Raw genomic sequence first — 26,664 nt, 5'->3', positions numbered from 1 at the left:
CCGGCCTGTCCGCCGGAAAAGAGCGGGATCAGGCGACCAGTCGCAGGTTCGGCCCGCGCTGGGTTGTAAGCTGCACATTGGCAAGTCCCTCGAGGCTTGCCAAGCGTTCGGCGAGATCGCCGTCGACCTGGAAACTGCGGCCCAGCAACATCAGCGGTTCGCGTGCACCGCCGGTGCGCAGCCGCACGGTCACTTCGCCCCGCCCTTCAGGCCCTGGCGCCAGCGCATCGCGCAACGCCGCCAGAGCCTCTGGCGCGGTGACATCGAGCGAGAGGCGCATCCGGGCCCCTGCCTTGACCTCGTTCAGCGGGCGGGCCCCGCGCACCGTGATCCGGGGCGGTTCGTCCGGACTGGGGCTGTCGAGCTCCACATTGAGGAGCACGCAAGTGCTCTCGTCGGCCCACTTTGCGAAACTGGCTACCAGCGCTTCCTCGAAGCACGCGGCTGAGAACTGGCCGCTGCTGTCCGAAAAGTCGGCGCGGACGAAGTCCTTGCCCTTGCGGGTGCGGCCTCGGTTCACCTTTTCCACCATGGCCGCCATCACCGCCGGCCCGCGCCCGCCAGACGGCGCGCCGCCGCCCATCAAAGAGGCGAAGCTGCGTGCCCCGTTCGCGGAGGCGATGGCGCGATACTGTTCCACCGGGTGGGCTGAGAAATAGAACCCGAAGTTGTCCCGTTCCCGCGCCATGCGCTCGGCGCGGGGCCAGTCCTCGGCATCCTTCAGCCGCAGCGCGGTATCGACTTGCGCCTCGCCGCCGAAGAGCCCCGCCTGGCCGCTTTCCCGCTCGCGATTGGCAGCCTCCGTCACCGCGAGCAGCAGGTCGGCATTGGCGAACAGCTTCGCCCGGTTCGGTTCCAGCCCGTCAAGCGCGCCCGATGCGATCAGCCCCTCAAGCTGGCGGGAATTCATCGAACCCTTGGGCAAGCGGCCGAACAGGTCCTCCAACGTTTCGAACCAGCCGTTCGCCTCGCGCTCGGCGACGAGGGCTTCCATCGCCTTCTCGCCCACGTTGCGGATGCCCGCGAGGGCGTAGCGCACCGCGTAGCCATCGTCGGTCCGCTCCACGGTGAATTCCGCTTCGGAGCGGTTCACGTCAGGCGGCGCGATCTCGATCCCGGCGCGGCGAGCATCATCTACGAACACCGCCAGCTTTTCGGACTGGTGCATGTCGAAGCACATCGATGCAGCATAGAATTCTTCGGGGTAGTGCGCCTTCAGCCAACCTGTCTGGTAAGCCAGCAAAGCGTAAGCCGCGGCGTGGCTCTTGTTAAAACCATACCCGGCGAACTTGTCGATGAGGTCGAACAGCTCGTTGGCGCGGCGGGCCGGGATTTGTGATACTTCGGCGCAGCCATCCACGAAACGCTCGCGCTGCGCGTCCATCTCGGCCTGCACCTTCTTGCCCATGGCGCGGCGCAGAAGGTCGGCATCGCCCAGCGAATAACCGGCCAGGATCTGCGCGGCCTGCATGACCTGTTCCTGATAGACGAAGATGCCGTAGGTTTCGGAGAGAATGCCTTCCAGCTTTTCGTGCGGGTACTCGATCGCAACCTCGCCCGCCTTGCGCTTCCCGAACAAGGGGATGTTATCCATCGGACCGGGCCGATAGAGCGACACGAGCGCGATGATATCACCGAAATTGGTGGGCTTCACTGCCGTCAGCGTGCGGCGCATCCCTTCGGATTCCAGCTGGAACACGCCCACCGTGTTGCCGCTCTTCATCAGGTCGTAAACGGCCGGATCGTCGAGCGGCAACGCGCTCAGATCGATTGCGATGCCGCGCATGGCGAGCAGTTCGATCGCCTTCTGAAGCACGGACAGCGTCTTGAGCCCGAGGAAATCGAACTTCACGAGGCCCGCGCTTTCGACATGCTTCATGTCGAACTGGGTCACTGGCATGTCCGACCGGGGATCGCGGTAGAGGGGCACCAGCTTGGCGAGGGGACGGTCGCCGATCACGACCCCGGCCGCGTGTGTGCTGCTGTTGCGTGGCAGCCCTTCGAGCTGCATCGCGAGGTCGAGCAGGCGCTTCACCTCGTCCTGCGTCTCATACTCGCGCCGAAACTCGCTCACCCCGTTGAGCGCGCGGGACAGTGTCCACGGATCGGTCGGGTGGTTGGGCACCATCTTGCACAACCGGTCGACGTGGCCGTAGCTCATCTGCAGGATGCGGCCACAATCGCGCAGCACGGCGCGGGCCTTCAGCTTGCCGAAGGTGATGATCTGGGCGACGTGGTCGTGCCCGTATTTGGCCTGGACATACCGGATCACTTCGCCCCGGCGCGTTTCGCAGAAGTCGATGTCGAAGTCCGGCATCGACACGCGCTCGGGGTTGAGAAACCGTTCGAACAGCAGGCCGAGCTTGATCGGATCGAGGTCGGTGATGGTGAGGGACCAGGCCACCAGGCTACCCGCGCCCGAGCCGCGCCCCGGGCCCACGGGGATGCCGTTGTCCTTGGCCCACTTGATGAAGTCGGCAACGATCAGGAAATAGCCCGGAAACCCCATCTGGTTGATGACGTCGATTTCGAACTGCAGCCGGTCGGCATAGACGCGGCGTTCCTCTTCGGGGATCTCGCCGTACTTCTCCAGCCGCGCGGCGAGACCCCGGCGGGAATCCTCGGCCAGCATCCGCGCCTCACCCTCAAGGTCGCCCGCAAGACTGGGCAGGATCGGGGCCCGGGTGGGCGGCGCGTAGGCACAGCGCTGCGCGACCACCAGCGTGTTGGCGATCGCTTCGGGAACGTCGGCAAAAAGCTCCGCCATCATCGGTGCTGACTTCACGAACGCTTCCGGATTGGACCGGGGGCGCTCGGCCGCATCGACGTGCGTCGAATGGGCAATGCACAGCATGGCATCGTGGGCGCCATGGAAATGCGGTTCGGCGAATTGCGCCGGGTTCGTCGCGACGAGCGGCAGGTCGCGCGCATACGCGAGCGTGATCAGCCCTTCTTCAGCCGCATCGCTCACGGCGCTGCTGCTTCGCGCAAGCTCGACGTAGAGGCGGTCCGGAAACAGGCCCTCCAACCGCTCGCACAGTGCCTCCGCCTCGTCCGCTCGGCCTTCGGCGAGGAGGCGGGTCACGCCGCCCTCGCCCGCCCCAGTCAGGGCAATCAGGCCTTCCGTGCGGCCTTCGAGATCGGAGAGATGAACATGCGCCGCCATCTCGAGCGGCCGTTCGAGGTGGGCCCTGCTGACGAGGTGACACAGGTTATCGTACCCCGCCTCGTCCTGCGCGAACAACGGGATGTGATCGATGACCTCGCTGCCCGGCGCGCGGCATACCCCGAGAAGCGCCCCGACGATCGGCTGAACGCCCTTGGCGAAACACGCGGCGGCGAAGGGTATCGCGCCATACAGACCGTTCCGGTCACAGATTGCGACCGCGGGGAAACCGCGTTCCGCCGCCATCTCGGCAATGGCTTTCGGGTCGATCGCCCCTTCGAGCATCGAATAGCTCGACATGACACGCAAAGGGACGAAGGGGGCGTAAGGCATCGGCGGCAAGTTAGGGGTGCGGGCGCGATTGGAAAGAGGCTGTTGTGCCGAGCTGTGCACAACCCGTGGGACGACAGTTCAGAGCAACCGCTCAATGTCCTTTTCGACGCGCGCGGGCGTATCGGTCGGGGCGTAGCGGCGCACCACCTTCCCATCCCGGCCGATCAGGAACTTGGTGAAGTTCCATTTGATCGATTTCGATCCCATCAGGCCGGGCGCCTGGCCCTTCATCCAGTCGTACAAAGGACTGGCATTTTCGCCATTGACGTCGATTTTCTGGAGCACGGGAAAAGTCACGTCGTAAGTCAGCTTGCAGAAGCTGGCGATTTCCGCCGCGTCGCCCGGTTCCTGCGCGCCGAACTGGTTGCACGGGAAGCCGAGCACCTCGAATCCCTGGTCAGCGTACTTGCGCTGCAGCGCTTCGAGCCCTTCGTACTGGGGGGTGAAGCCGCACTTGCTGGCCACGTTGACGACCAGCAGCACCTTGCCGAGCTTATCCTGCAGGTCGAGCGGTGAGCCGTCAGGCTTCCGGACCGTGAAGTCGGCAATAGTGGTCATTCGAGCACTCCTTCGTGCAGGCGGACCACACGGTCCATGCGCGCGGCCAACCGCTCGTTATGCGTGGCCACCAGCGCCGCGCTCCCTTCGCCGCGCACCAGGTCGAGGAATTCGGCGAAGACCTTGTCGGCGGTGTGTTCGTCGAGGTTGCCCGTGGGTTCGTCCGCCAGGACCAGCCGCGGCCGGTTTGCCAGGGCGCGGGCGACGGCCACGCGCTGCTGCTCCCCGCCGGAAAGCTGGCTGGGACGATGAGTCAGTCGGTGGCCGAGGCCGAGCGCTGTCAGGATTTCATGCGCACGCGTCTCCGCCTCGGACCGGTGGCGGCCGGAAACGAGCTGGGGCATGACGACGTTCTCGGTCGCGTTGAAGTCCGGCAGCAAATGGTGGAATTGGTACACGAAGCCCAGGTTCTCGCGGCGGACCCTGGTACGGCCGTCGGTGGGCAGCGCGCTGGCGTCGATGCCCGCGATCTCGATCTTGCCGCCGAAGCCGCCTTCCAGCAGCCCCACGGCCTGCAGCATGGTCGACTTGCCGGAACCGGACGGCCCGAGCAGCGCGACGATTTCACCCGGCCGGATGGCAAGGTTCACCCCGCGCAGTACATCAATGCGCACGCCGCCCTGCTCGAACGAGCGGGTGAGGTTGGTCAGGCGGACAACCGCTTCTTCTTCATTCATAGCGCAGCACCTGCACGGGATCGGTGCTCGCCGCCTTGAACGAGGGGTAGAGCGTGGCGAGGAAACTCAAGGTCAGGGCCAGCGCCGCGATGCCGAAGATTTCGACCGGGTCGGAACGCGCCGGCAGGGTCGACAGGAAGCGGACCGACGGGTCCCAGAGATTCTGCCCTGTGACGATCTGGATCGCGTTGACGATGTTCTGGCGGAAAAACAGCACGATGAAGCCCAGCGCCAAACCCGCCAGCGTTCCGACCGCGCCGATCGTGAAGCCGGTGGTGACGAATATCTTCAGCAGGCTGCGCCGTGTCGCCCCCATCGTGCGCATGATCGCTATATCGCGGGTCTTGGCACGGACCAGCATGACCAGGCTGGACAGGATGTTGAAGGCAGCCACCAGCACGATCATCGACAGCGCGAAGAACATCGCCACCCGTTCGACTTCCAGCGCTTCGAACAAGGATGCATTGATCGTCTTCCAGTCGTTGACGACCGCCCTTCCCTGAAGCTTGCGCGCCAGCGGGGCGAGGTATTCGCCCACCTTGTCGGCATCGTCGGTCTTCACCTCGATCATGCCGATCGTGTCGCCGATCAGCATGAGAGTCTGCGCGTCGGCAATTGGCATGACGACGAACTTCTCGTCGTAGTCGTAGACCCCGATCTCGAAGATCGCGGCAACGCGGTAGCCGACCTGGCGCGGCACCGTGCCGAACGGCGTGGACCGGCCCGCGGGATTGATGACCGTGATCGTCTCGCCCACCTGAATGCCGAGATTTTCCGCAAGCCGTGCGCCAATCGCCACTTGCGCGGCATCGGGCGTCAGTGCGGCGAGATTGCCGGCGACGACGTTGGGCTGCAATCGGCGGATATCCTCCCCGGTATTGCCCCGCACCAGCACCCCTTCGACCCGGCCGTTGTATGTGACCAGGAGCGGCTGTTCGATCAGCGGGCTGGCACGGGTGACGCCCGGCGTCTGGCGCACCTCCTGCAGCACATCCTGCCAGTCATCCAGCCGCCCGCCGTACGCCTGGATGATAGCATGGCCGTTGAGGCCCACGATCTTGTCCAGCAGCTCTGCGCGAAAGCCGTTCATCACGCTCATCACCACGACGAGCAGCGCGACCGACAGCATGACCACGCCCACGCTGATCCCTGCGACGAGGGCGATGAACCCTTCGCCCTTGCCGGGCAGCATGTAGCGCTTGGCGACGGTCCATTCGAATGGAGAAAGCAGCAAGGGGGCGGTTTATCCCGAAAAGATGGCGGATGACATTGCGCGGGCGGTTTAGGGAGCGCAGGGCTGGCGCGCAATGGGGGGCCCGGTAACGGATTGTCTCATGCCCGGCCTGTCCCAAATGGCGGGAACCGCCCCTTGTCATCGCGGCGCAAGATCGCCATTGAGCCCCTGCGCGAGCAGCCGCGAGCAGCAAGGCCGGGCCACCCATGACAATATTCCATCCGTTCGAAACTGCGGACGGCGACAAGCTCCGCGAGGAGTGCGGCGTCTTCGGCGCGATCGGTTCGCCCGATGCAGCGGCGTTGACCGCGCTCGGTCTCCATGCGCTTCAGCACCGCGGGCAGGAAGCGGCCGGCATCACCAGCTTCGACGGAAGAGAATTCTATTCGCTGCGCGGAACGGGTCATGTTGCGGAGAATTTCTCCGCGCAGGACGCGATCGCTTCGCTTCCCGGCATCATGGCGTCCGGTCACGTCCGCTATTCGACGACCGGCGGCTCCGGCCTGCGTAACGTGCAGCCGCTTTATGCCGATCTCGCCGCCGGCGGATTCGCGGTGGCGCACAACGGCAATATCTCCAACGCCGGCACGCTGCGCCAGGAACTGGTCGGCAAGGGCGCCATCTTCCAGTCGACTTCCGATACCGAGGTGATCATCCACCTCGTCGCCACCAGCCGCTATCCCACCACGATCGATCGCCTGGTCGATGCGCTGCGACTGGTGGAGGGCGCCTATTCGCTGATCGTGATGACGCCGGAAGGCATGGTGGCGTGCCGCGATCCGCTGGGCATCCGCCCGCTGGTCATGGGCAAGCTGGGCGACGCCACGGTATTCGCCAGCGAAACCGTGGCCTTCGACGTGGTCGGCGCGGAGTTCGTCCGGCAGGTGGAGCCTGGCGAACTGGTCCAGGTCGATTTCGACGGCAACATCCGCTCGCTCCGCCCCTTCGGCACGCATCATGCGCGCCCGTGCATTTTCGAGCACGTCTATTTCAGCCGGCCCGATTCGATCTTCGACGGTCGTTCGGTTTACGAAGCGCGCAAGGCGATCGGCCGCGAGCTGGCGCTGGAGGCGCCGGTGGACGTGGACCTGGTGGTGGCCGTGCCCGACAGCGGCGTTCCCGCGGCGATCGGCTATGCCCAGCAGTCCGGCGTGCCGTTCGAGCTCGGCATCATCCGCTCCCACTATGTCGGCCGCACGTTCATCCAGCCGGGCGACAGCGCGCGCCACTCCAGCGTGAAGCGCAAGCATAATGCCAACCGCGGCCTAGTGGCGGGCAAGCGGATCGTGTTGATCGACGATTCGATCGTACGCGGCACCACCAGCCTGAAGATCGTGGAGATGATGCGCGAAGCCGGCGCGACGGAGGTTCACTTCCGTGTCGCCAGCCCGCCGACCGCGCATTCGTGCTTCTACGGGGTGGACACGCCGGAACGCTCGAAGCTGCTCGCCGCGCGGATGGATGTCGAACCGATGCGCGAATTCATCAAGGCCGACAGCCTGGCCTTCGTGTCGATCGACGGGCTCTATCGTGCCGTCGGGGAGACAAGTCGCAATCCGGCGCGGCCGCAGTTCTGCGATGCCTGCTTCACCGGCGATTACCCCACCGCGCTGACCGATCTCAACGCACGCGAAACGGCCGATGCGCAGCTCAACCTTCCTGTCAACAAGGTCGCTTAAGTGACGGGAGAAACAGCACTTTCCGGGCAAGTTGCGCTCGTTACCGGCGCCAGCAAGGGCATCGGCGCGGCGACCGCCATCGCGCTCGCCGGGGCCGGCGCGCATGTGATCCTGACCGCGCGCGACGTGAAGGGCCTCGAGGCGGTGGAGGACGCCATCCACGCAGGCGGCGGCAGCTCCACGATCGCCCCTCTCGACCTTGTCGAGCCCGACGGCGTGCCGCGCCTCGCCGCCGCGCTGGCGCAGCGCTGGGACAAGCTCGACGTGCTGGTGATCAACGCCGCGCACATGCCCGCCCTCACGCCGGTCACGCAGATCGAGCCGAAGCAATTCGGTCAGGCACTGACCGTCAACGTGCTGGCGACGCAGGCGCTGCTGGCGGCGTTCGATCCGCTGCTTAAGCGCGCGCCTGCCGCGAAAGTCATCGGCCTCACCAGCTCGGTCGGTTCCGCGCCGAGGGCTTACTGGGCGGCGTACGGGGCCAGCAAGGCGGCGTTCGAAGTCCTCCTCGATTGCTATGCCGCCGAGGTGGAGAAGCTTTCAAAGGTGCGCGTTGCCGTGCTCGATCCCGGCGCCACGCGCACGGCGATGCGGGCCAAGGCCTATCCCGGAGAAGACCCGGCGAGCGTGAAACCGCCCCAAGACGTGGCCCGCCGCATCGTCGAACTGGTGCAAGGCGAATTCCCTACACGCCACCGGGAGCGTATCGGTTAGTATCGATTAACCACTTCCGGTGACGAGCCGTAAACCAGCCTGCTGCACTTCTGCCGAAGCCCCCCGTGCACGCGCGCGGCGGGCAAGGCAGACGCAACGGAAGGGGCCGGGCCCACCATGATCAACACGCACGATCGCTATTCCCAGGCGGCGCAGGAAGATCGCTGCTCGCCCCGCACAAAGCTCAGCATTCCGGCCCAGCTTCGCGCTTCGGGCGGGCGGCCGTTCCGCACCGTCGTCCACGACCTGTCGATCTCGGGCTTCTCCGCCGCCGCGATCAACCGGATGCACATGGGCCAGCTGTGCTGGCTCACCCTGCCCGGCCTCGAATCGCTCCAGGCCGAAGTCATCTGGTGGGACAACTGCATCGCGGGCTGCGCGTTCAACGAACTGCTGAGCCCGATCGTCCACGACAACATCCTGGCCCGCTATTCCAGCGGCGGCGTGTTCCGCCCGATCGCCTGACCCCGCCGGCCTAGCGCCCGCTGGCGGCGACCACCCGGTCGACCAGCGCGCGGCGCGCATCGGACAGCGGCTTGCCAGTCGCCTGAGGCCAGCTGGAGACCACGGCGATCACCAGCCGGCGTTCGGGCACGATCGTGATCGACTGGCCGAAGATCCCTTGCGCGCCGTACATCGCGCCCGGATATGTCCACCACTGGTAGCCGTAGCCGAAGCCGGCGCCCAGATCGACCTGGGCCGCCCCGGCGCGGTCGAACCAGCCCGCCGGCACGGACGGCTGCCCGCCTTCCAGCGCGAACTGGCCCATGCGGGCATAATCCGACAGGCGCAGCGAAAGGCAGCAGCCGCCGATGTTGCCGCCGGTGAGGTCCGTCATCCAGAACATCGGCCCGGCAAAGCCCGCCGGATCGACGATCTTCTTCTTCGCGTAAGTCGCAAGGTTCTGCCCGGTGGCCGCGGCCACCAGATCGCCCAGCAGGTTGGTCTCCAATGTCTTGTAGACCCATTTCTGCCCAGCCGGCGCTTCCCGCGTCAGGCCGCGGGCATAAGTGATCGCCTGCGATTCGCCCGCCACCGGCGGCACCAGCAGCATGCGCGCGACGTCGCTCGCGGGATCGGTGTAATCTTCGTTCCACTTCACGCCCGAGGTCATCGTGGCGAGCTGCTCCACGCTGACGCCGTCGTAGGCGGTGCCGGCGAGGCCCGGCAGGTAGCGCGTGACCGGATCGTCGAGGGTGGCGATGAAGCCGTCGTTCACCGCCGCGCCCAGCAGGGTGGAGGTGAAACTCTTGGCGACGGAGAAGCTGGTCCAGCGCCCTTCGGGTGCGAAGCCCAGCCCGTATTTCTCGTAACGGACCCGGCCATCCTGCAAGACCATGATCCCGGCCGCGTTCGACGTGGCGAGATAGCTGTCCAGCGCAGCGATGGTCGCCGCATCGAAGGGCGTGCCAGCCGGCAGGATGCGGGGCCTGGGGGCAGCCGCGATTTCGTGGCCCGCGAACCGGTCCTCCATCCTGCGGAACCGCTCTGCCCGGGCGGCGTCGTCCCAGAACAGAACCTGGTTCTCCGCCACCGGTACCTGGACGGTGGGCTGCGTCAGGCGGACGCCCCGATCCGCCGGCACCGTGGCGCAGGCGCCCAGCATCAGCCCCAGCGCAAGAATGGCAGCCCGCTTCATCGTAGTTCCCCTCATCCCGCCTTGACCAGTGTCACCTGGTGAACGTCGATCCCGCCGCCGCGAAAGCCGCCTTCGCAGTACATCAGGTAATAACGCCACAGCGCCACGAACCGTTCGTCGAAGCCGGCGGGCAAGCGGCCTTCCGCCACGGCACGATCGAAGTTCGCGCGCCACATGCGCAGCGTTTCCGCGTAATCGAGACCGAAGTCGGTCTGGTCGGTCCATTGCAGGCCGCGCTCTTCGGCCAAGCGGCGAAATTCGGACGTGCGGATCAGCAAGCCGCCCGGAAAGACATAGGCCTGGATGAAGTCCGCGCTCGCGGCATAGGCGTCGAACAGTTCCTCGCGCATCGAGATGTACTGGATCGCCGCACGACCGCTGGGCTTCAGGTTGCGGGCGAGGCAGTCCATGAACGCGGGCCAGTATTCGCGGCCCAGCGCCTCCACCATCTCGACGCTGACGATCGCATCGTATTGACCGGCAACGTCGCGGTAATCCTGCTTCATGAAGCGCGGGGGCGTTCCTTTACCGCCCCCCTTCGAACGGCAGTATGCCAGTTGCTGATCCGAAAGGCTGATCGCGTCTACACGCGCGCCTGCCGATGCCGCCACCCATGCCAGCATCCCCCATCCGCAGCCGATGTCCAGCAGGCTTTCCACCTCGTGCGCCCGGACCCGGTTGATGATCGCGGTGACCTTGGCGAGCTGGCCGTAGTCCAGCTGCGACAGCATCTGCTGCGCCATCGACGGCTCGTTCGAACCGACGAACAGCGCGCTGGAATAGCACATGCTGCCGCCCAGCCAGGCGGCGTAGAAATCATTGCCGAGATCATAGTGCGCGTGGATGTTGCGCTGCGCCCCGGCGGGGGTGTTGCGATTGAGCCAGTGGGTGAAGCGCGCCGCCCACTGGAACGGCCCCTTCGCCCGGCCCGTATTGCCCAGCGTTTCGCCATTGGCGATGAACAGCGCGAACACGGCGACCGGATCGGGGCTGTCCCATTCCCCAGCCGCCCATGCCTGGTACCAGCCGATCGAACCGTTGGTGGCCAGCCGCACCAGCGCGCGCCAGTCCTTGAGATCGACTTCCGCCTCGAACCCCGGCGCGCGTCCGCCCAGCAGTCGCGTCGTTCCATCCGGCAGGCGGCCGGTCAGGGTGCCTTTCGCCACGCCGTTGTCGATCCGGTCGAGCAGCTTGTGGAATCCGGGCGCCAGGATGCGCGCCAGCGCCCCCGGACTGCGTTCGAAACGCGCGCCCGCGGAAAGAAGGGATGTACCCCGGTTCAGCCCCTCTGCCCTCATGCGCCGCGCTATGAACCGCAACGTGGCGCCGGGCAACCGTTCGCGCGCCATGCGACGCGAAGGCATATGCCCTGCCTGCGCATCGCTGTGACGCGGGGCCGCCGGAACACAAAGCCGCGCGCGCTGGTTCCTGCTACCATGAACGCTTCCGACATCGTCCAGCCTGAAAGCCCGCCGATCCCGGCAGAGGAAATCCGCCTGCCCCGGCGCGGCTTTACCATCGACCGGCGCAAGGCGCTGGTGGCGGCAGCCGTGCTGTGGGCGGGGTTCGCGCTCATGGTCTGGCTGGTCCTCAGGGGACAGACAGGCGCGTTCGATGAAACGGGCCTGCTCGCCGCCCGCACGGGGGAGGCGCGCGACTTTGCCGGGTCGCACCTCATGCTGGAGATCGTGCGCGACGTGACCGCGATGGGCGGCGTGTTCCTGCGCAACCTGTTCGCGGTCGCCGCCGTCGTCGCGCTGCTGTTCCTCAGGCTGCGGCGCGAGGCGGTGCTGTTCGCCATGACCGTGGCGGGCGGCTGGATCGCCAACACATTGCTGAAGGTTCTCGTCGGGCGGGAGCGGCCGCAGATCGTACCGCACCTGATGGAGGCCGGCGGCGAGAGCTTCCCGAGCGGCCACAGCTTCAACGCGGCGGTGGTCTATATCGCGATGGCGCTGGCCTTCGCCGCGATGAGTTCGCGGCATTCGGTGCGCTATACCCTGATCGCCAGCGCCATGGTCCTGTCCGCGATGATCGCGTGGAGCCGGGTCATGCTGGGTGTGCATTTCCCGAGCGACGTGACCGCCGGCTGGCTCGGCGGAGCGGCCTGGGCGTTTACCGGCGCCGCCCTGCTCTACAAGCCGGCCAAGGCCGCGGCGGAGAGTGCCGGGGGCGACGCCCCGACGGTTCACTGACCGAAGAACTGGGTGCAGGTGCCGGGCGGCAGCTCCACCTGGAAGCGCGAAACGGCGCGCGGGTCCGCAAAGCGTGCGTCGCGCAGGAACAAACTGCCGTCCCCGTCGCGCGCCACGAACGGCACGCGCGACCAGAACAGGAATGCCGCGACCTGGCTATCACGCCGCGCCGCCTCGGCAAGATCGCAGGACGGCAGCCAGGCATCTCCCATGGGCTGCGTGACCAGCCGGTCTTCGGTCGGGCCGGCGAATCCGGGGATCGCGACATGACGCCCTTCGCGCCCCACCCAGATCAGGTCGCGCTTGCGGGGATCGAGCATGGCCGGGTTCGCGATGGTGTGGGTGATATCCATGTCGAGCGAGGCAAGCCGTGCCGCATCGCGCGTGATGGCCCAGTTCATGCAGATGTAGAGCGTGATCGCCACCATCGCGAGCCATGCCGGGTGCCGCCACGCGCCGCCCCGCTTCTCCCGCCGCAGCGAAGCCCACACCCCCGCGCCCAGCATCAGCAGGAGCCACGGATCGATGATGAACAATATGTCGCCATAGAACCATCGGCTGGAAAACGGCTCCAGCAGCCGGATGCCGTAACTGTTGAACCAGTCGAACAGCGGGTGCGAGAGGGTGCCGATCAGGCTCAGCGCATAGAGCCAGCCGAAGCGCACCGGCAGCCGCCCCGCCGGCCGTTTGCCGCGCCGCGCCTGCCAGCGGTCGAACCACCACAGCCCGCCCGCCAGCAGCAGGGGCAGCAGGACCCAGGCGATGGGCCCGTGCGTGATCCCGCGGCGGAACGCGAGGTGCTGCACCCCCTGGAGCCACAGGAAACACGCCGCGTCGATATCCGGAATGTTCGCGCCGATGATCAGCGCCGGCATCGCGAGGCCGGTCCTGCGCTTGAGCCCCGCCTGCCCCATCAGCGCGCCGACGAGGCTGTGCGTCAGATTGTCCATCGTTCAGCTTTCCCCCGTTGCGGCCGGCATGTGTTACAGGCGTGAAAAACCCGCCACCCCGGCCGGCCCGTTTCGGCGCGGTGGGGTAGCGGGTCGTTCCCATGGCCGACGTGGGATCGCACCGTCGCTGGGCAGGAAATCTTACGTCAGCGGCTCGTCCGCATTGGGCGCGCCCTGGCCGGGCGGGCGGGTGCTGACCGGGTCGGCGGCGTTATCGCCAACGGTCCAGGTCTGCCCCTTCGACAGCAGGCGCGCGAGGTCGGGCTCCTTGCCGGCGCTGGACTGCGCGCGTTCCTGCGCCACCGCCGCTTCGAACGTCGGGCGCGGATCGTCGTAGAGGACGCCCAGCGCCATCGGGAACGGGCCGAACGGCATTTCGACAAGCATGTGCGCGACCGTGCGGTTCGACACGTCGTGCACCAGCACGCCGGCCGCTTCCCAGTCGCCGTTTTCCACCGACACGACCATCGGCCGCAGCAGATGGCGGTCGAGCGCGATGCCTTGCGTGCCGCCAGCGAACAGCATCGGCTGCCCGTTCTCGAGCCACAGTTGCCGGTCCTCCGCCCCCTTGGGCTGGGCGAAATCGTCGAACACGTCCTTGTTGTAGACGACGCAGTTCTGGAAAATCTCCACGAAGGCCGCGCCCTGGTGGGCATGCGCCGCCATCAGGACTTCGGGCAGCTTCTTCGACACGTCGAACCCGCGCGCCACGAACCGCGCGCCCGCGCCCAGCGCGAACGCCGCCGGCCGCGCGGGGTGGTCGTATGAACCGAGCGGCGTGGTCGGGCTCTTCGTCCCTTCGCGACTGGTGGGTGAGTACTGCCCTTTGGTGAGGCCGTAGATCTCGTTGTTGAACAGCATGATCTGCATGTTCACGTTCCTGCGAAGAACGTGCATCAAGTGATTGCCGCCAATGGACAATCCGTCGCCGTCACCCGTCACCAGCCAGATGTCGAGATCGGGATTGGCGAGCTTCACCCCGGTGGCGATCGCCGGCGCGCGGCCGTGGATCGTGTGGAAGCCGTAGCTTTCCATGTAGTACGGGAACCGGCTGGAACAGCCGATGCCGCTGATGAACACCGTGTTCGCGGGGTTGGCGCCCAACTGCGGCAGCGTGCGCTGCACCGCCTTCAGGATCGCGTAGTCGCCGCAGCCGGGGCACCAGCGCACCTCCTGGTCGGTTTCCCAGTCCTTGAGCGTGGTAGCGAAGGGGGTCATGTCGTTCATGCGTCGTACTCGCTCTGCGGCGACTTGAATTGCGGGCGCAGCGAACCATCGTCGTGGCCGCTTTCTGGCGTGGGCAGCTGCTGGAGGTTGGCGTCGACCTCCCCGCCCTCGTTGCCCGCGATGCCGTCGAAATACTTCGCGATCGCCGCCTCCAGCTCCGCGATCTGGAACGGCTGGCCGCTGGTCTTGGTCAGCGGGCGGGCATCGACGAGGTACTGGTCGCGCAGCACGGTCTTGAACTGGCCGGTGTTCATTTCCGGCACCAGCACGTTGTCGAACCCGCGGAGCAGGTCGCCGAGGTTGGCGGGGAGCGGCCAGATGTGGCGGACGTGGACGTGGCTCACGTCCATCCCCCGGGCGCGGGCGCGGCGCACCGCCTGGTGGATCGGGCCGAACGTGCTGCCCCAGCCGACCACGGCGAGCGTGCCGCGGGTTTCGCCGAGACATACGTCCTGATCGGGCACCGCGATGCCGTCGATCTTCGCCTTGCGGGCGTCGGTCATCGCCTGGTGATTGCTGGGCGAATAGTCGATGTGGCCGGTATCGACCGCTTTCTCGATGCCGCCGATGCGGTGCATCAGGCCGGGCGTGCCGGGCCGGATCCACGGCCGCGCGCCCTTGCCATCGCGCTTGTAGGGCAGCAGGTTGTCGCCATCGTTCTTCTGTTCGAGGAACGTGGCGGGGAACGCGGTGTAACTCGCCGGATCGGGCACTTGCCACGGCTCCGCAGCATTGGCGATATAGCCGTCGGTCAGCAGCATGACCGGGGTCATGTATTCCACCGCGATGCGGCACGCCTCTATCGCGCAATCGAACGCGTCGCCGGGGCTGCGCGCGGCGATAACCGGCAGGGGCGCGTCGCCGTTACGGCCATAGACCGCCTGGTAGAGATCGCTCTGTTCCGTCTTGGTCGGCAGGCCGGTCGAAGGGCCGCCGCGCTGCGAGTTGACGATGACCAGCGGAAGTTCGGTCATGATGGCAAGGCCCATGGCCTCGGTCTTCAAGGCGATGCCGGGCCCGCTGGATGACGTGACGCCGAGGCTGCCGGCATAGCTCGCCCCGATGGAGGCGCAGATCGCGGCGATCTCGTCCTCCGCCTGGAAGGTCGTCACGCCGAATTCCTTGAGTCGCGCCAGGTGGTGCAAGATCGAGCTTGCCGGCGTGATCGGATAACCGCCGAAGAACATCGGCAGATGCGCCAGCTGCGCGCCCGCGACGAGGCCGAGGCTCACCGCTTCGGCCCCGGTGATCGTGCGGTAGAGGCCGGGCGCGCTCGCCACCGCATCCACGTGCACCTGCCTGAGCGGCCCGGCGAGTTCCGCCGTCTCGCCATAGGCATGTCCCGCGTCGAGCGCGGCGATGTTGGCGGCGGCCAGTTCCGGCCGGGTCTTGAACTTGGCATTGAGCCAGTCGTGGATGGGCCCGCGCGGACGGTCGAACATCCACAGCGCCAGGCCCAGCGTCCACATGTTCTTGCAGCGGAGCGCGTCCTTGTTGCCCAGGCCGAACGGCTTTACCGCCTCCACCGTCTGGGCGCTGATGTCGAAGGCCAGCACCTGCCACTTGTCGAGGCCGCCATCCTCCAGCGGATTGACCGTGTACTTCGCCTTTTCGAGATTGCGCTTCGTGAATTCGCCGGTGTCGGCGATGATCAGCCCGCCCGGCTTCAGCGCGGCGAGGTTCGTCTTCAGCGCGGCGGGGTTCATCGCCACCAGCACGTCAGGCGCGTCGCCAGCGGTTTCGATCGCGGTGGAGCCGAAGTTGATCTGGAACGCGCTGACGCCGAACAGCGTGCCCTGCGGCGCGCGGATTTCCGCCGGAAAATCGGGGAACGTCGCCAGGTCGTTGCCGGCCAGCGCGGTCGACAGGGTGAACTGCCCGCCGGTCAGCTGCATGCCATCGCCCGAATCGCCGGCGAAGCGGACCACGACGGCCTCGGGGTTGCTGGCCGGGTTGCTCGCCCGGTCGCTGGAACGGGCCGCATCGCGCGGCGTGTCGGCGTCCTCTAGCGTGAGGGGATCGGTCGCCATCGGGTATCCTTGTCGCGCGCCGGGGCGGCGCAGTGTCAAGGGGCAGCTATGGCGCTGCCGCCTGTCCCACAACCAAGTTTTTCTCCCCGGCGGCGAAAATGTCGAGTGGAAAAGCACCCGGCGCGCCACTATTCGTTCGGATACACAACCGAAACGGGAGATCGAGGATGGCCGACACCGAACTGTACGTGCGCGACGACGTGAAGGGCTTCCTCGACATGCTGGCGGCCATGAACGGCCCGCAGATGGACGAAGTGCCGCTGGCCGAAGCGCGCGCCGCGTTCGCCACGATGGGCCAGCTTGCCGAAGCGGACGCGCACGATCTGGCCGTCGTGCGCGATCTCACCTGCCCGGGCCCGGCGGGGGAAATCCCCTTGCGCCTCTACGACCCGCGCACCAGCCGCGAAGCCGGCCCGGCGGTGATGTTCTTCCACGGCGGCGGCTTCGTGATCGGCGACCTGGAAACGCACAACGCGTTCTGCACCGAGCTGGCGCACCAGCTCGACCTGCCGGTTATCGCCGTCCACTATCGCCTGGCGCCCGAAGCGCCGTTCCCGGCCGCGCCCGACGATTGCGAAGCGGCGAGCCGCTGGGTCGCCGAAAGCCCCGCGGCGCTGGGCTTCCAGGTCACCGGCATCATCACCACGGGTGACAGCGCGGGCGGCAACCTCGCCATCGTGACCGCGCAGGCATTGAGCGACGAACCGGCCGCTGTGCCGGTGGTGCTGCAGGCCCCGATATACCCCGTCGCCGGGCCGGTGGAGGAGACGTTCAGCTTCAAGACCTTCAGCGAAGGGTTCCTGCTGACCGCGCGGACGATGGGCTTCTTCAGCAGCAACTATGCCGCTGATCCGGCGGACAAACGCAACTACCCCATCCTGCACGACGATCACGCCGCCGCGCCACCCACGGTGCTGCTGACCGCCGGCCTCGATCCGTTGCGCGATTCCGGGCGCGACTATGCCGCGCACCTCGTCCAAGCGGGGGTCGACGTGATTTACCTGGAGGCGCGCGGAAACATCCACGGCTTCGTGAATATACGCAAGGCGGTGCCCAGCGCGCAGCGGGATGTGACCGCGCTGACCGACGCCATAAAACTGATGCTCGCGCGTCACGGATAGGGAATTTCTCGCTTGAGCGAACTCGCATACCGGCCCTGCGTGGGGCTCATGCTCGTCAATGCCGACGGCAAGGTCTTCGTCGGCCGGCGGATCGACAACCGCGAAGGCGACTGGTGGCAGATGCCCCAGGGCGGCATCGATCCGGGAGAGGACCCGGACGTTGCGGTGCTGCGCGAACTCTACGAGGAAACCGGCATCGCGTCCGACAAGGTGGCGGTGATCGGACGGCTGGACGAAACCGTGCGGTACGACCTGCCGAGCGAACTCGTCGGCAAATTGTGGGAAGGCCGGTATCGCGGACAGGAGCAGACCTGGTTCCTGCTGCGCTTCTCTGGGACCGATGCGGACGTGCGGCTAGACGCGCATGAACCGCCCGAATTCTGCGAATGGCGGTGGGTCGATCCGGACGAGTTGCCGAACCTGATCGTGCCGTTCAAGAAACGGGTTTACAGCGTCGTCGTGGAAGGTTTCCGCGCGCTGGTCTGAACGCGCTTCCGAGACCTCCGCCTCAGTTCTTCTGGGTCACCACGGCATCGGGCATCACGGCCTCCGCAGTAAGGACACGGGGCTGCGGACCGCGCGCGATCGCGGCGGCAAGCGCCTGCGTTTCGGCGCAGTTCGCGCCGCACACCGATTGCAGCCGGGCGAGATTGCGGCGCGCCTTTTCCACCGCGCCCTTTTCCAGCAGGGCCTGCCCTTCGCCGGTCAGCGCGGCGAGATTGCCCGGCTCCCGCTCCAGCGCCGCGCGGTAGTAACGGATCGCCTTGCCTTGCAAGCCATTGGCGCGCGCCGCCTGCCCCAGTTCGACGTAGATCGCGGTCGCCGCCGGATCGACCGTCAGCGCGGCTTCGAATGCGTCGACCGCGCGTTCCACATCGCCGGTCGCCAGCGCCGTGCGCCCTTCGGCCACCAGGGCGGCGGCGCGCGGGTCGGTCACATGGTCGGCGCCCTGCCCCACGCTGGCGGTGATCGCCAGGACGGCGGCAAGTGCAGCGGCAGGGGCGGCGAAGCGCATCAGCAGTTCCTTCCATCGGGGCGTCGGTGCGTGGGCAGGCTTCGCCATGGCCGCACCCGATATCACGCGCGAGATAGACGGGCGATGAAAAACCCGTCCGTGCCGTCATGAAACGGTGAAAGCCGCCAACCTTTCCCGCGCGGCTTCCCGAGCGGGAGGTCGAGCCTGTCCGACGTCCAGCCGGCGTTCTCGGCCAGGAAGCGATCGACTTGCCCCGCCCCTTCGGCATCGAGGACGGAGCAGGTGACGAAGATCAACCGCCCGCCCGGCTTCACCAGCGGCGCGGCGATGCCCAGCAGGCGCGCCTGCGTGTCGGCATAGGCGGCAAGCTGTGCGGGCGTCAGCCGCCAGCGCGCTTCCGGATTGCGGCGCCACGTACCGGTGCCCGAACAGGGCGCGTCGACCAGCACCGCGTCGGCCGCGCCGGCAAAGTCGGTGAGCATCTCGGGCTCCCGGCCCGGGTCGATCAGGCGACTTTCGATAATGCCGGCCCCGGCGCGCGCCGCACGCGGCGGCAGGCGCGACAGGCGGCCCCGGTCGGTATCGCAGGCCAGCAGGACGCCGCGATTCTCCATCGCCGCCGCGAGCGCCAGCGTCTTGCCGCCGGCGCCCGCGCAGAGATCGATGACCGTCTCGCCCGGCCGTGCACCGACGGCGAGGCAGGCCAGCTGGGAACCGGTGTCCTGCACCTCGACCAGACCTTCGCGATAGGCATGCCACTGCTCGACCGCGGTGCCGGGGGGGAGGCGCAGACCCTGCGGCGCGGCGGTCGGCTGCGGTTCGGCGGGCAGCGAGATCGTGGCGCGGTCCGCCTTCAGCGTGTTGACCCTGAGGTCGAGCGGCGCCCGGTCGAGCAGCGCGGTAGCCTCCGCACCTTCGATGTCCGAGCGCGCCAGTTCCGCCACCAGCCATTCCGGCGCGAGGCCCACCGGTGCTGGCCCCTCACCATCTCCGACAGGCGCGGGCCCGTGCACCGACCCGTCGAACAGCCCCCGGACAGCGGGATCGCGCTCCGCCACCGCCAGCATCGCCGCCCGTCCGCTCGGGGGGACCGGGCCGCACAGGCGCACGGCGTCATAGACCAGTTCCCGCACCGCGCGTCGGTCCTTCGAACCGGCGTAGCGGCGCTGGCGGAAGTAGTCGGAAATCAGTCGATCGGCGGGCGCGCCGCGGTCGCGCGCCGCGGCGATCACCGCATCGAGAAGCTCGATAGCCGCCTGGACCCGCGCGGCGGGGGTCATGTCAGCACCCTCCCGTGCGCGTGCGAACGGCGATCATCGGGTGGGGTAATTCGGCGCCTCGCGCGTGATGGCGACGTCGTGAACGTGGCTTTCCGCAAGACCGGCACCGGTGATCCGGACGAAGCGAGCCCGTTCGCGCAAGTCCGCCAGGGTCGCGCTGCCGGTATAGCCCATCGCGGCCTTGATCCCGCCGACGAGCTGGTGGACCACGTCCTTCGCAGGGCCCTTGTAAGGCACCTGGCCTTCGATCCCTTCGGGCACGAGCTTGAGCGCGGAGACATCCTGCTGGAAGTAGCGGTCCGCGCTGCCCCGCGCCATCGCGCCCACACTGCCCATGCCCCGGTACGCCTTGTAGCTGCGGCCCTGGTAGAGGAACGTCTCACCCGGGCTTTCCGCAGTGCCTGCCAGCATGGATCCGATCATCACGGTCGCGGCCCCGGCGGCGAGCGCCTTGGCCGCATCGCCGCTGGTGCGCAGGCCGCCATCGGCGATGATCGGCACGCCCGCCCTCGCCGCTTCCGCCGCGCATTCAAGCACCGCGGTGAGCTGCGGCACGCCGACGCCGGCGACCACGCGGGTGGTGCAGATCGATCCCGGTCCGATGCCGACCTTCACGGCATCCGCGCCCGCATCGACGAGCGCACGGGTCGCCTCCGCCGTCGCGACGTTGCCGGCGATCACCTGCACGGAATTGGACAGCGTCTTCGCCCGTTCGACCGCGCGGGCGACCTCCACGTTGTGGCCGTGGGCGGTATCGATGATGATCACGTCGCACTCGGCCGCGATCAGCGCTTCCGTCCGCGCGAAGCCCTTGTCGCCCACCGTGGTCGCCGCCGCCACGCGCAGGCGGCCGCCTTCGTCCTTGGTGGCGTCGGGATAGCTGACGGACTTTTCGATGTCCTTGACGGTGATGAGGCCGACGCAGCGGTAATCGCCGTCCACCACCAGCAGCTTTTCGATCCGTCGCTGGTGGAGCAGGCGCCGCGCCTCGTCCTGGCCCGTCCCCAGCGGCACGGTCGCCAGGTTCTCGCTGGTCATCAGCTCGCGCACCGGCTGGCCGGGATTTTCGGCGAAGCGCACGTCCCGGTTGGTGAGGATGCCGCACAGCCGCCCACTCGCGTCCGTGACCGGGATGCCGCTGATGCGGTTGTCGGCCATCAGGGCCTGCGCTTCGCCCAGGGTGGCATCCGGGCCGATGGTGATCGGGTTCACCACCATTCCGCTTTCGAACCGCTTCACCGCCCGCACGGCGGCGACCTGCTGCTCGATCTCGAGGTTGCGGTGGAGGACGCCGATGCCGCCCAGCTGCGCCATGACGATCGCCATGTCCGCTTCGGTCACGGTGTCCATCGCGGCGGAGATCACCGGGATGTTGAGCGCGATCGACCGGGTCAACCGGGTGCGCGTGTCCGCCATGCCGGGCAGTATGTCGCTTTCCCCCGGACGCAGCAGCACGTCGTCGAATGTCAGGGCGAGAGGGATATCGAGATGGGCCACAGGTGCGCTTTCACCGGAAGATTCGTGGCGGCCCATCTAACGAGAGTGCGGCCCGGCGGCTAGGGGGCGGGCGGGCTTTTTCCCGCAGACGCCGGCCAGCGCGCCGGATCGGAGAAATGGCGCACCAGCGCAATGTGCAGGACCATGTCCTCCGCCGCGCCGCCCAGCTCGATCCCGGCGGCCTCGTCACTCGCCTGGTGGTAATGTTCGGTCATGTAGCGATCGAGCGGCCCCGCCTGGGCGAAGGCGCTGGAGATGGCCACCGCCGGCACGTCCCGCTGGATGAGGGCCCAGCCGTCCTGCCGCCGCACGTACCCTTGCGCCATGCGTTCATCCCCTTCGCGCCGGCCGGCCTGCTTCAGCACTTGCGCGATGCCGGGATCGAGCGGCGTCAGCCCCTTGCCCACGATGGCCACCGGGCTGCCCGCGGGCGCAACGGCGACGGTATCGAGGTTGAACGCGGCGACGATCGTGTTCAGCGGAACCGGGGGATTTTCCGCAAAGGCCTGCGCCCCCAGCAGGCCCCATTCCTCCGCCGTGGTGGCGAGGAAATAGACATCGCGCTCCAGCCGCGGGCCGGCGGCAATGCGCCGGGCCAGCTCGGTGAGCACGGCAAGCCCGCTCGCATTGTCCACCGCGCCGTTGCAGACGAGGTCGGGCGCGGGTTCCTCGGCGCAGGTTCCGAAATGGTCCCAATGCGCCAGCAGCAGCACTGCCCCTGCCGCCGGGCGCCGGCCGGGCAGGCGCGCGATGAGATTATACGTCCGCACCGTGCTGGCGGAGGCGGTCGCTTCCAGCGATGCGGCAAGATCGAGCCGGGTCACGGCAGGGCTATCCGCTGCCAGCAGTTCGCGCGCACGGTCGCCGCCGATCAGCGCGGCGAACCCGGCGGGCGAGAGATAACCGTCGAGCGCGCCCGGGTTCTCGCTGCCCGCAAGGCGGTAGCCGCCCCGCCGGCGCTGCGCCGTCAATCCGGCGCGCTCCCTATCGCCTTCCACCACCGTGAGCACCGCCGCGGCACCGGCGCGAACCAGCGCTTCGCGTTGTTCGGCCACGCGCGCGTGGTCCATCGGGGTGATGACGACCCGCCCGGCAAGCTCGGCCCGTTCGGGCTGCGTGGCCGCACCGCTCACGAACACCACCGGTGCTCGTTCCACCAGGCCGCGGGAGCTGCTCGTGAACACGGTCGCCGCGCCATCCGGCAATGCGACCGGCCGTCCCCCGCGATAGAAACGGGCTTCGCTGCGGTCGGGCACGGTCAGCGACAGTTCGACCGGCGCGAACCATGGGTTGGCCGGATCGTTGGTGCCCGATTCGAGGCCCGCCGCCTGCCATTCCCGCGCCAGGTAGCGCAGCGTCTTCGCCTCGCCCGCCGTCCCGGGCTGGCGTCCGCCGAATTCGTCGCTGGCGAGAATCTCGATATGGCGCATCAGCGCCGCTTCCACCGCCGCCCGGTCGCGCGGCACGGGCGCGGAGCGGGGACCGGGCGCCGCGCACCCGGCGAGCAGCGCCGTCGCCATCAGGAATGCGCCCCGCATCGAATGCCCCCGGGTGGAATCGTACCGGGGACGTTACTCGGCGGTCCAGCCGCCGTCCACGCTCCAGTTCGCGCCGGTCACATTCTGCGCTTCGTCCCGGCACAGGAACACCGCCACCGCGCCGATCTCCTCCGGCTGGACGAACTTCTTCGTGGCCTGCTTGGCCAGCAGGACATCGTTTATCACCTGGTCGCGCGAAAGGCCGCGCGCCTCCATCGTGTCGGGGATCTGGTTCTCGACCAGCGGTGTCCAGACATACCCCGGGCTCACGCAGTTGGCGGTGATCCCGTACGGCGCCAGTTCCAGGGCCACCGTCTTGGTCAGCCCGTCGAGCCCGTGCTTGGCCGCGTTGTAGGCCGCCTTGAAGGGGGAGGCGACCTTGGAATGGGCGCTGGCGGTGTTGATGATGCGGCCCCAGCCCGCCTGCTTCATGTGCGGCACGGCGAGGCGGATGGTGTGGAACGCGGCCGTGAGGTTGAGCGCCATGATCCCGTCCCACCGATCGACCGGGAACTCCTCGACCGGGGCGACGAATTGCATCCCGGCGTTATTGACCAGGATATCGACCGGTCCGGCCCCGTCCATCAGCGCCTGACAGCCGGCGGCCGTGGTAAGGTCCGCATCGACGTGTTGTGCGCCAAGCTCGTCCTTCAGTGCGGCGATCGCGCCTTCATCGCCGAACCCGTTCAGCACGACTTCGGCCCCTTCCGCCCGCAGCGCCCGCGCGATCGCGAGGCCTATGCCCGAAGTGGAGCCCGTTACGAGTGCGCGCTTGCCGTTCAGGAACATTTCCACTCCTTCGATGATTGGCCGGGTAACAGTCGATCGCCGCCTTTGCGAAGCGGGCCGCGGCTGTCTAGAACATTCGCGGCCGGAGTGCCGGCAATATCGGGGGGAAGTTCGCAATGCGGCTCAACAGGTTCGATCCTTCCAGCATCAATGTCCGCGGCGGGGGCGGCGGCTTCCCCGGCGGGGCCGGCGGCGGCATCGGCTGCGGAAGCCTGGTGATCGCGCTGGTGGCGGCGCTGGTCTTCGGGGTCGATCCGGCGTCGATGCTGGGCGGTATGCAAGGCGGCACCGGGCAGAGCCCCGTCACCCAGGGCGACGGTTCGCAGCAATCGGTGGAACAACTCTGCACCTCCAACGCCTACGCCACCGAATCCTGCAACGCCTTGCAGTCGCTCGATCAGACATGGGCGCCCGCGTTCCGCCAGGCTGGCATCGAGTTTCGCCAGCCCACGCTGGTATTCTACACCGGCGGCGCGAATTCCGGCTGCGGCGGCGCGTCGGCATCGATGGGGCCGTTTTACTGCCCGGCGGACGAGGGGATTTACATCGACACCAGCTTCTACGACCAGATGGCCCGGCAGCTGGGCGCGGGCGGTGACTTTGCCCGCTATTACGTGATGGCGCACGAATACGGGCACCACATCCAGCACCTCACCGGCGTCGCCAACCAGATTCGCAGCATCCAGAGCCAGAATCCCCGTGCAGCCAACCAGTTGCAGGTGCGCATGGAATTGCAGGCCGATTGCTACGCCGGGGTGTGGGCAGGCAAGAACCGCAACCTGATCGAGCCCGGCGACTTCGAGGAAGGCATGACCGCCGCCAGCGCCATCGGGGACGATGCCCTGACGGGGGGCCGGGTGAGCGCGGAAAACTTCACCCACGGCACCAGCGCCCAGCGGGCCGAGGCGCTTCGGGCTGGGATGCAATCAGCAGACGACAGCGTGTGCGATCGGTACATGCAGGGCTGAGAACGCGAAACGGAGGCGGTTGCCCGCCTCCGTCAGCAATAACCGCCGGGTCGGGGACTGGCCCGGGCGGTCAGTCGTGCTTTTCGAGCCGGGCGATCTCGCGGTCGAGCGAGTTCAGGACTTCGGCCCGGGTCGCCTCGCTCATTCCGTGATTCTCGGCGATTTGTGCCCGGGCGCGCCGCAGTCCGGCCAGCGGCGCGGTCGTGGCCGCGCGATTGCAGACCCTGATCACGCGCTTGCCATCGGCCGCCTTGGATTCGTGCCAGCCCTCGCCCGCTGCGCAGGAGAACTCGATACGCGGCGCGATGGCGAGCGCACGGGCTGCGCCGGCGTGCGCCCGGGCTTCCGCCACCCTGGCGTCGGCCATGGCGCGGCGTTCGATCGCGACACCCTGGCGGCCCATTTCCTCGCCGAACTTCTCCATGTCCTTGCCGAACCGGGCCATTTCTTCCTCGAAGGCCTTTTCATCGAACTTCTCGCCGTGACGGAGTTGGACCACGCGCGGAGCGGTTTCGGTGACTTCGGTCCGGGTCTCGCCATCCTTGTCGCGGACCACGACCACGCGGCGGACCTTGCGCACGCCTTCCGCCGGGCTATCGGGCGCGGCTTGCGGGGCGGCAGGCGCGGCCGGGGCGACGGGCGCGGCCGGCGCGGGAATCGCAGCGGGTGATTCCGGCGCGGCAGGCGCGGCGGGCGGCGGCAGGGGCGCTTCGGGGGCGGGAGGCGCCTCGTCCTGGGCGTAAGTGATTGAAGCGGTCAGCGGCAGCAACAGCGCCGCGGCGCCCACCATCATCGCGCCTGCCCGGCGGCGGCGCGTGGAAATGTCTTGCATGGTCAGGTTCCTCAAACGGTGAACGATCGATTTGTCGCCCAGGACCGGGCAGGCCATCGGCGCCGCCAGCGCGCCACGTGGCCCGGCAACGGCATGGGCGATGAGCGCGGCATAGGCTGCCCGGGCCGACCGGTCGCAGCCATCCACCACGCGGGAATCGCAGGCAGCCTCCTGGTCGCGGCGCATCGCCTGCCATCCCAGTTGCGCCAGCGGATTGAACCAGTGCAGCGCGAATAGCGGCAGGGCGATGAAATTCGCCGCAAGGTCGTGCGCCCGGTGGTGCGCCAGCTCGTGCGCCAGCGCCAGATTGCGCGCCTGCCGGTCGGGCAGCGCCATGAATTCCGGCGGCAAGGCCACCACCTTGTCGATGACCCCGAAGGCCAGCGGGGACGCGGTCGCCGGCGTTTCCACGAGGCGAATCCGCCCCGCCCATCCAACGGTGCGAGCCTCCGCCAGCAGCTCGCGGCGCAGGGACGCGTAGGAGTGGAGGCGGCTGACGACATAGATCGCCGCGCCCGCAAGCCACACCGTGATGCCCAGCGCCATCCAGTCGATCGGCGCGGCGGTCTCCATCGCAATGGCGGGCTGGCCTGACGGTATCGGCGCAAGCAACATCGCGCTGTTATCGGGCGCCGCGGCCACCGGCGCCGGCGCGGGGGCAGCCCCTCGAGTCGCGAGCCAGGCAGGCAGCTCGATGGGCGGCATCGCGAGCCGCAGGACAGGCAGCAGCCACAGCCCATACGCGGCGCGCGCGCCGAAATGGCGGGCGACCGGGCGGCGGACCAGCAGGACGAACGCGATCAGCGCCCCCGTCCAGACGAGCGTTTCGAGAAGCCAGGTCATCGGCGCAGCTCCTTCAGCAACGCCTCGATCTCGGCGAGATCCTCGTCACTCAGGGCTTCGCTTTCCGCAAGGTGCGCGATCAGCGGCGCGGCCCGGCCGCCGAACAGCCGGTCCACCAGGCGGCGCGATTCCCTGTCGACGAATTCGGCCCGTTCGATGGTCGGACTATAGAGGAACCGGCGGCCATCGGGCTCCGTCTCCACCGCGCCCTTGCCCACCAGCCGGCCGAGCAAGGTCTTGACGGTGGGCATCGACCAGTCGCGCGCGGCGCTGACGCGGTCGCAGACTTCGGCGGCGGTCAGCGGGCTTTCTTCCCACAACGCCTCCATCACTGCCTGTTCGGCATCGCTGATGCGTTCTGCCTTGCCGTCGGTTTCCTCGGTCATGGTCAACCTCCCCGGGTTGTTTATGCCGGCAG

The 26,664-nt window shown here is 67.8% G+C and carries 23 protein-coding genes; 7 read left to right on the top strand and 16 right to left on the bottom strand.

The window, feature by feature from the left end:
- Positions 1-28: 28 nt before the first annotated feature.
- The 4 genes from dnaE to GRI40_RS00800 all read right to left on the bottom strand — a co-directional run bounded on the left by dnaE (position 29) and on the right by GRI40_RS00800 (position 5,968).
- Positions 29-3,499, bottom strand: a complete 3,471-nt coding sequence (gene dnaE, locus GRI40_RS00815; RefSeq protein ID WP_160609587.1) for a DNA polymerase III subunit alpha — start codon at positions 3,497-3,499, stop codon at positions 29-31.
- 78 nt (positions 3,500-3,577) lie between these two features.
- Positions 3,578-4,057, bottom strand: a complete 480-nt coding sequence (locus GRI40_RS00810) for a glutathione peroxidase (RefSeq protein ID WP_160609586.1) — start codon at positions 4,055-4,057, stop codon at positions 3,578-3,580.
- Entirely contained in the window at positions 4,054-4,734 is a 681-nt protein-coding gene (locus tag GRI40_RS00805; protein WP_160609585.1) for an ABC transporter ATP-binding protein, read from the bottom strand. Before GRI40_RS00805 ends, GRI40_RS00810 begins: the two co-directional genes overlap by 4 nt.
- On the bottom strand, positions 4,727-5,968 hold the full coding sequence (locus GRI40_RS00800; protein WP_160609584.1) for a lipoprotein-releasing ABC transporter permease subunit: 1,242 nt from the start codon (positions 5,966-5,968) through the stop codon (positions 4,727-4,729). The genes GRI40_RS00805 and GRI40_RS00800 overlap by 8 nt, the downstream gene beginning before the upstream one ends.
- A gap of 206 nt (positions 5,969-6,174) precedes the next feature.
- Between GRI40_RS00800 and purF the strand changes: the two genes are divergently transcribed.
- The 3 genes from purF (at position 6,175) to GRI40_RS00785 (ending at position 8,826) form a co-directional block, all read left to right on the top strand.
- Positions 6,175-7,647, top strand: a complete 1,473-nt coding sequence (purF, locus tag GRI40_RS00795) for an amidophosphoribosyltransferase (protein ID WP_160609583.1) — start codon at positions 6,175-6,177, stop codon at positions 7,645-7,647.
- Positions 7,648-8,361 (top strand): SDR family NAD(P)-dependent oxidoreductase, encoded by a 714-nt coding sequence (locus GRI40_RS00790; protein ID WP_160609582.1) that lies wholly within the window; start codon positions 7,648-7,650, stop codon positions 8,359-8,361. It begins immediately after the preceding gene.
- Positions 8,362-8,478: 117 nt separating this feature from the next.
- Complete coding sequence (locus GRI40_RS00785; protein WP_160609581.1) at positions 8,479-8,826, top strand: PilZ domain-containing protein; 348 nt, start codon at positions 8,479-8,481, stop codon at positions 8,824-8,826.
- 10 nt (positions 8,827-8,836) lie between these two features.
- Here the strand turns inward: GRI40_RS00785 and GRI40_RS00780 are convergent, their stop codons facing one another.
- Both GRI40_RS00780 and GRI40_RS00775 read right to left on the bottom strand, forming a co-directional pair.
- Positions 8,837-10,000, bottom strand: coding sequence for a serine hydrolase domain-containing protein (locus GRI40_RS00780; RefSeq protein ID WP_160609580.1), 1,164 nt, complete (start codon positions 9,998-10,000; stop codon positions 8,837-8,839).
- Between the two features lie 11 nt (positions 10,001-10,011).
- On the bottom strand, positions 10,012-11,298 hold the full coding sequence (locus GRI40_RS00775; protein ID WP_160611292.1) for an SAM-dependent methyltransferase: 1,287 nt from the start codon (positions 11,296-11,298) through the stop codon (positions 10,012-10,014).
- A gap of 138 nt (positions 11,299-11,436) precedes the next feature.
- Here GRI40_RS00775 and GRI40_RS00770 point away from each other — a divergent pair, with 138 nt between their 5' ends.
- Complete coding sequence (locus tag GRI40_RS00770) at positions 11,437-12,195, top strand: phosphatase PAP2 family protein (RefSeq protein WP_160609579.1); 759 nt, start codon at positions 11,437-11,439, stop codon at positions 12,193-12,195.
- Here GRI40_RS00770 and GRI40_RS00765 read toward each other — a convergent pair.
- The 3 genes from GRI40_RS00765 to GRI40_RS00755 form a co-directional block, all read right to left on the bottom strand.
- Positions 12,189-13,145: a metal-dependent hydrolase gene (locus GRI40_RS00765; RefSeq protein WP_160609578.1), complete on the bottom strand. Its 957-nt coding sequence runs from the start codon at positions 13,143-13,145 to the stop codon at positions 12,189-12,191. The two genes, GRI40_RS00770 and GRI40_RS00765, sit on opposite strands and share 7 nt — an antisense overlap.
- Positions 13,146-13,286: 141 nt before the next feature.
- On the bottom strand, positions 13,287-14,372 hold the full coding sequence (locus GRI40_RS00760) for a 2-oxoacid:ferredoxin oxidoreductase subunit beta (protein ID WP_160609577.1): 1,086 nt from the start codon (positions 14,370-14,372) through the stop codon (positions 13,287-13,289).
- A complete protein-coding gene (locus GRI40_RS00755; protein ID WP_160609576.1) occupies positions 14,369-16,402 on the bottom strand; it encodes a 2-oxoacid:acceptor oxidoreductase subunit alpha in 2,034 nt (677 codons plus the stop codon). The genes GRI40_RS00760 and GRI40_RS00755 overlap by 4 nt, the downstream gene beginning before the upstream one ends.
- Before the next feature lie 167 nt (positions 16,403-16,569).
- Here GRI40_RS00755 and GRI40_RS00750 point away from each other — a divergent pair, with 167 nt between their 5' ends.
- Complete coding sequence (locus GRI40_RS00750) at positions 16,570-17,523, top strand: alpha/beta hydrolase (RefSeq protein WP_160609575.1); 954 nt, start codon at positions 16,570-16,572, stop codon at positions 17,521-17,523.
- 3 nt (positions 17,524-17,526) lie between these two features.
- Positions 17,527-18,009: an RNA pyrophosphohydrolase gene (locus tag GRI40_RS00745; protein ID WP_160611291.1), complete on the top strand. Its 483-nt coding sequence runs from the start codon at positions 17,527-17,529 to the stop codon at positions 18,007-18,009.
- A gap of 22 nt (positions 18,010-18,031) precedes the next feature.
- On the opposite strand, the gene GRI40_RS00740 is transcribed toward GRI40_RS00745, so the two are convergent.
- The 5 genes from GRI40_RS00740 to GRI40_RS00720 are packed head-to-tail and all read right to left on the bottom strand — an operon-like array spanning position 18,032 to position 23,603.
- Positions 18,032-18,586, bottom strand: coding sequence for a tetratricopeptide repeat protein (locus tag GRI40_RS00740; protein WP_237488967.1), 555 nt, complete (start codon positions 18,584-18,586; stop codon positions 18,032-18,034).
- 14 nt (positions 18,587-18,600) lie between these two features.
- Positions 18,601-19,779 (bottom strand): RsmB/NOP family class I SAM-dependent RNA methyltransferase, encoded by a 1,179-nt coding sequence (locus GRI40_RS00735; protein WP_160609574.1) that lies wholly within the window; start codon positions 19,777-19,779, stop codon positions 18,601-18,603.
- A gap of 33 nt (positions 19,780-19,812) precedes the next feature.
- Entirely contained in the window at positions 19,813-21,312 is a 1,500-nt protein-coding gene (gene guaB, locus GRI40_RS00730; protein WP_160609573.1) for an IMP dehydrogenase, read from the bottom strand.
- 23 nt (positions 21,313-21,335) lie between these two features.
- Positions 21,336-22,814 (bottom strand): M28 family metallopeptidase, encoded by a 1,479-nt coding sequence (locus GRI40_RS00725; protein ID WP_160609572.1) that lies wholly within the window; start codon positions 22,812-22,814, stop codon positions 21,336-21,338.
- Between the two features lie 33 nt (positions 22,815-22,847).
- Positions 22,848-23,603 carry a 3-hydroxybutyrate dehydrogenase gene (locus GRI40_RS00720; protein WP_160609571.1) on the bottom strand — a complete coding sequence of 252 codons (756 nt, stop codon included), beginning with the start codon at positions 23,601-23,603 and terminating at the stop codon, positions 22,848-22,850.
- Between the two features lie 116 nt (positions 23,604-23,719).
- On the opposite strand from GRI40_RS00720, the gene ypfJ reads away from it, so the two are divergent.
- The gene (ypfJ, locus tag GRI40_RS00715) at positions 23,720-24,571 is read left to right on the top strand and encodes a KPN_02809 family neutral zinc metallopeptidase (RefSeq protein WP_160609570.1); all 852 of its coding nucleotides are present in this window, start codon (positions 23,720-23,722) and stop codon (positions 24,569-24,571) included.
- 70 nt (positions 24,572-24,641) lie between these two features.
- Here the strand turns inward: ypfJ and GRI40_RS00710 are convergent, their stop codons facing one another.
- Positions 24,642-26,246, bottom strand: a complete 1,605-nt coding sequence (locus tag GRI40_RS00710; RefSeq protein ID WP_160609569.1) for a M56 family metallopeptidase — start codon at positions 26,244-26,246, stop codon at positions 24,642-24,644.
- Positions 26,243-26,632 carry a BlaI/MecI/CopY family transcriptional regulator gene (locus tag GRI40_RS00705; RefSeq protein WP_160609568.1) on the bottom strand — a complete coding sequence of 130 codons (390 nt, stop codon included), beginning with the start codon at positions 26,630-26,632 and terminating at the stop codon, positions 26,243-26,245. The genes GRI40_RS00710 and GRI40_RS00705 overlap by 4 nt, the downstream gene beginning before the upstream one ends.
- Positions 26,633-26,664 lie beyond the last annotated feature (32 nt).

This window comes from Tsuneonella aeria (genome assembly GCF_009827495.1).
Taxonomy (GTDB): Bacteria; Pseudomonadota; Alphaproteobacteria; order Sphingomonadales; family Sphingomonadaceae; genus Tsuneonella; species Tsuneonella aeria.
This window is presented reverse-complemented; position numbering and strand designations above follow the sequence as displayed.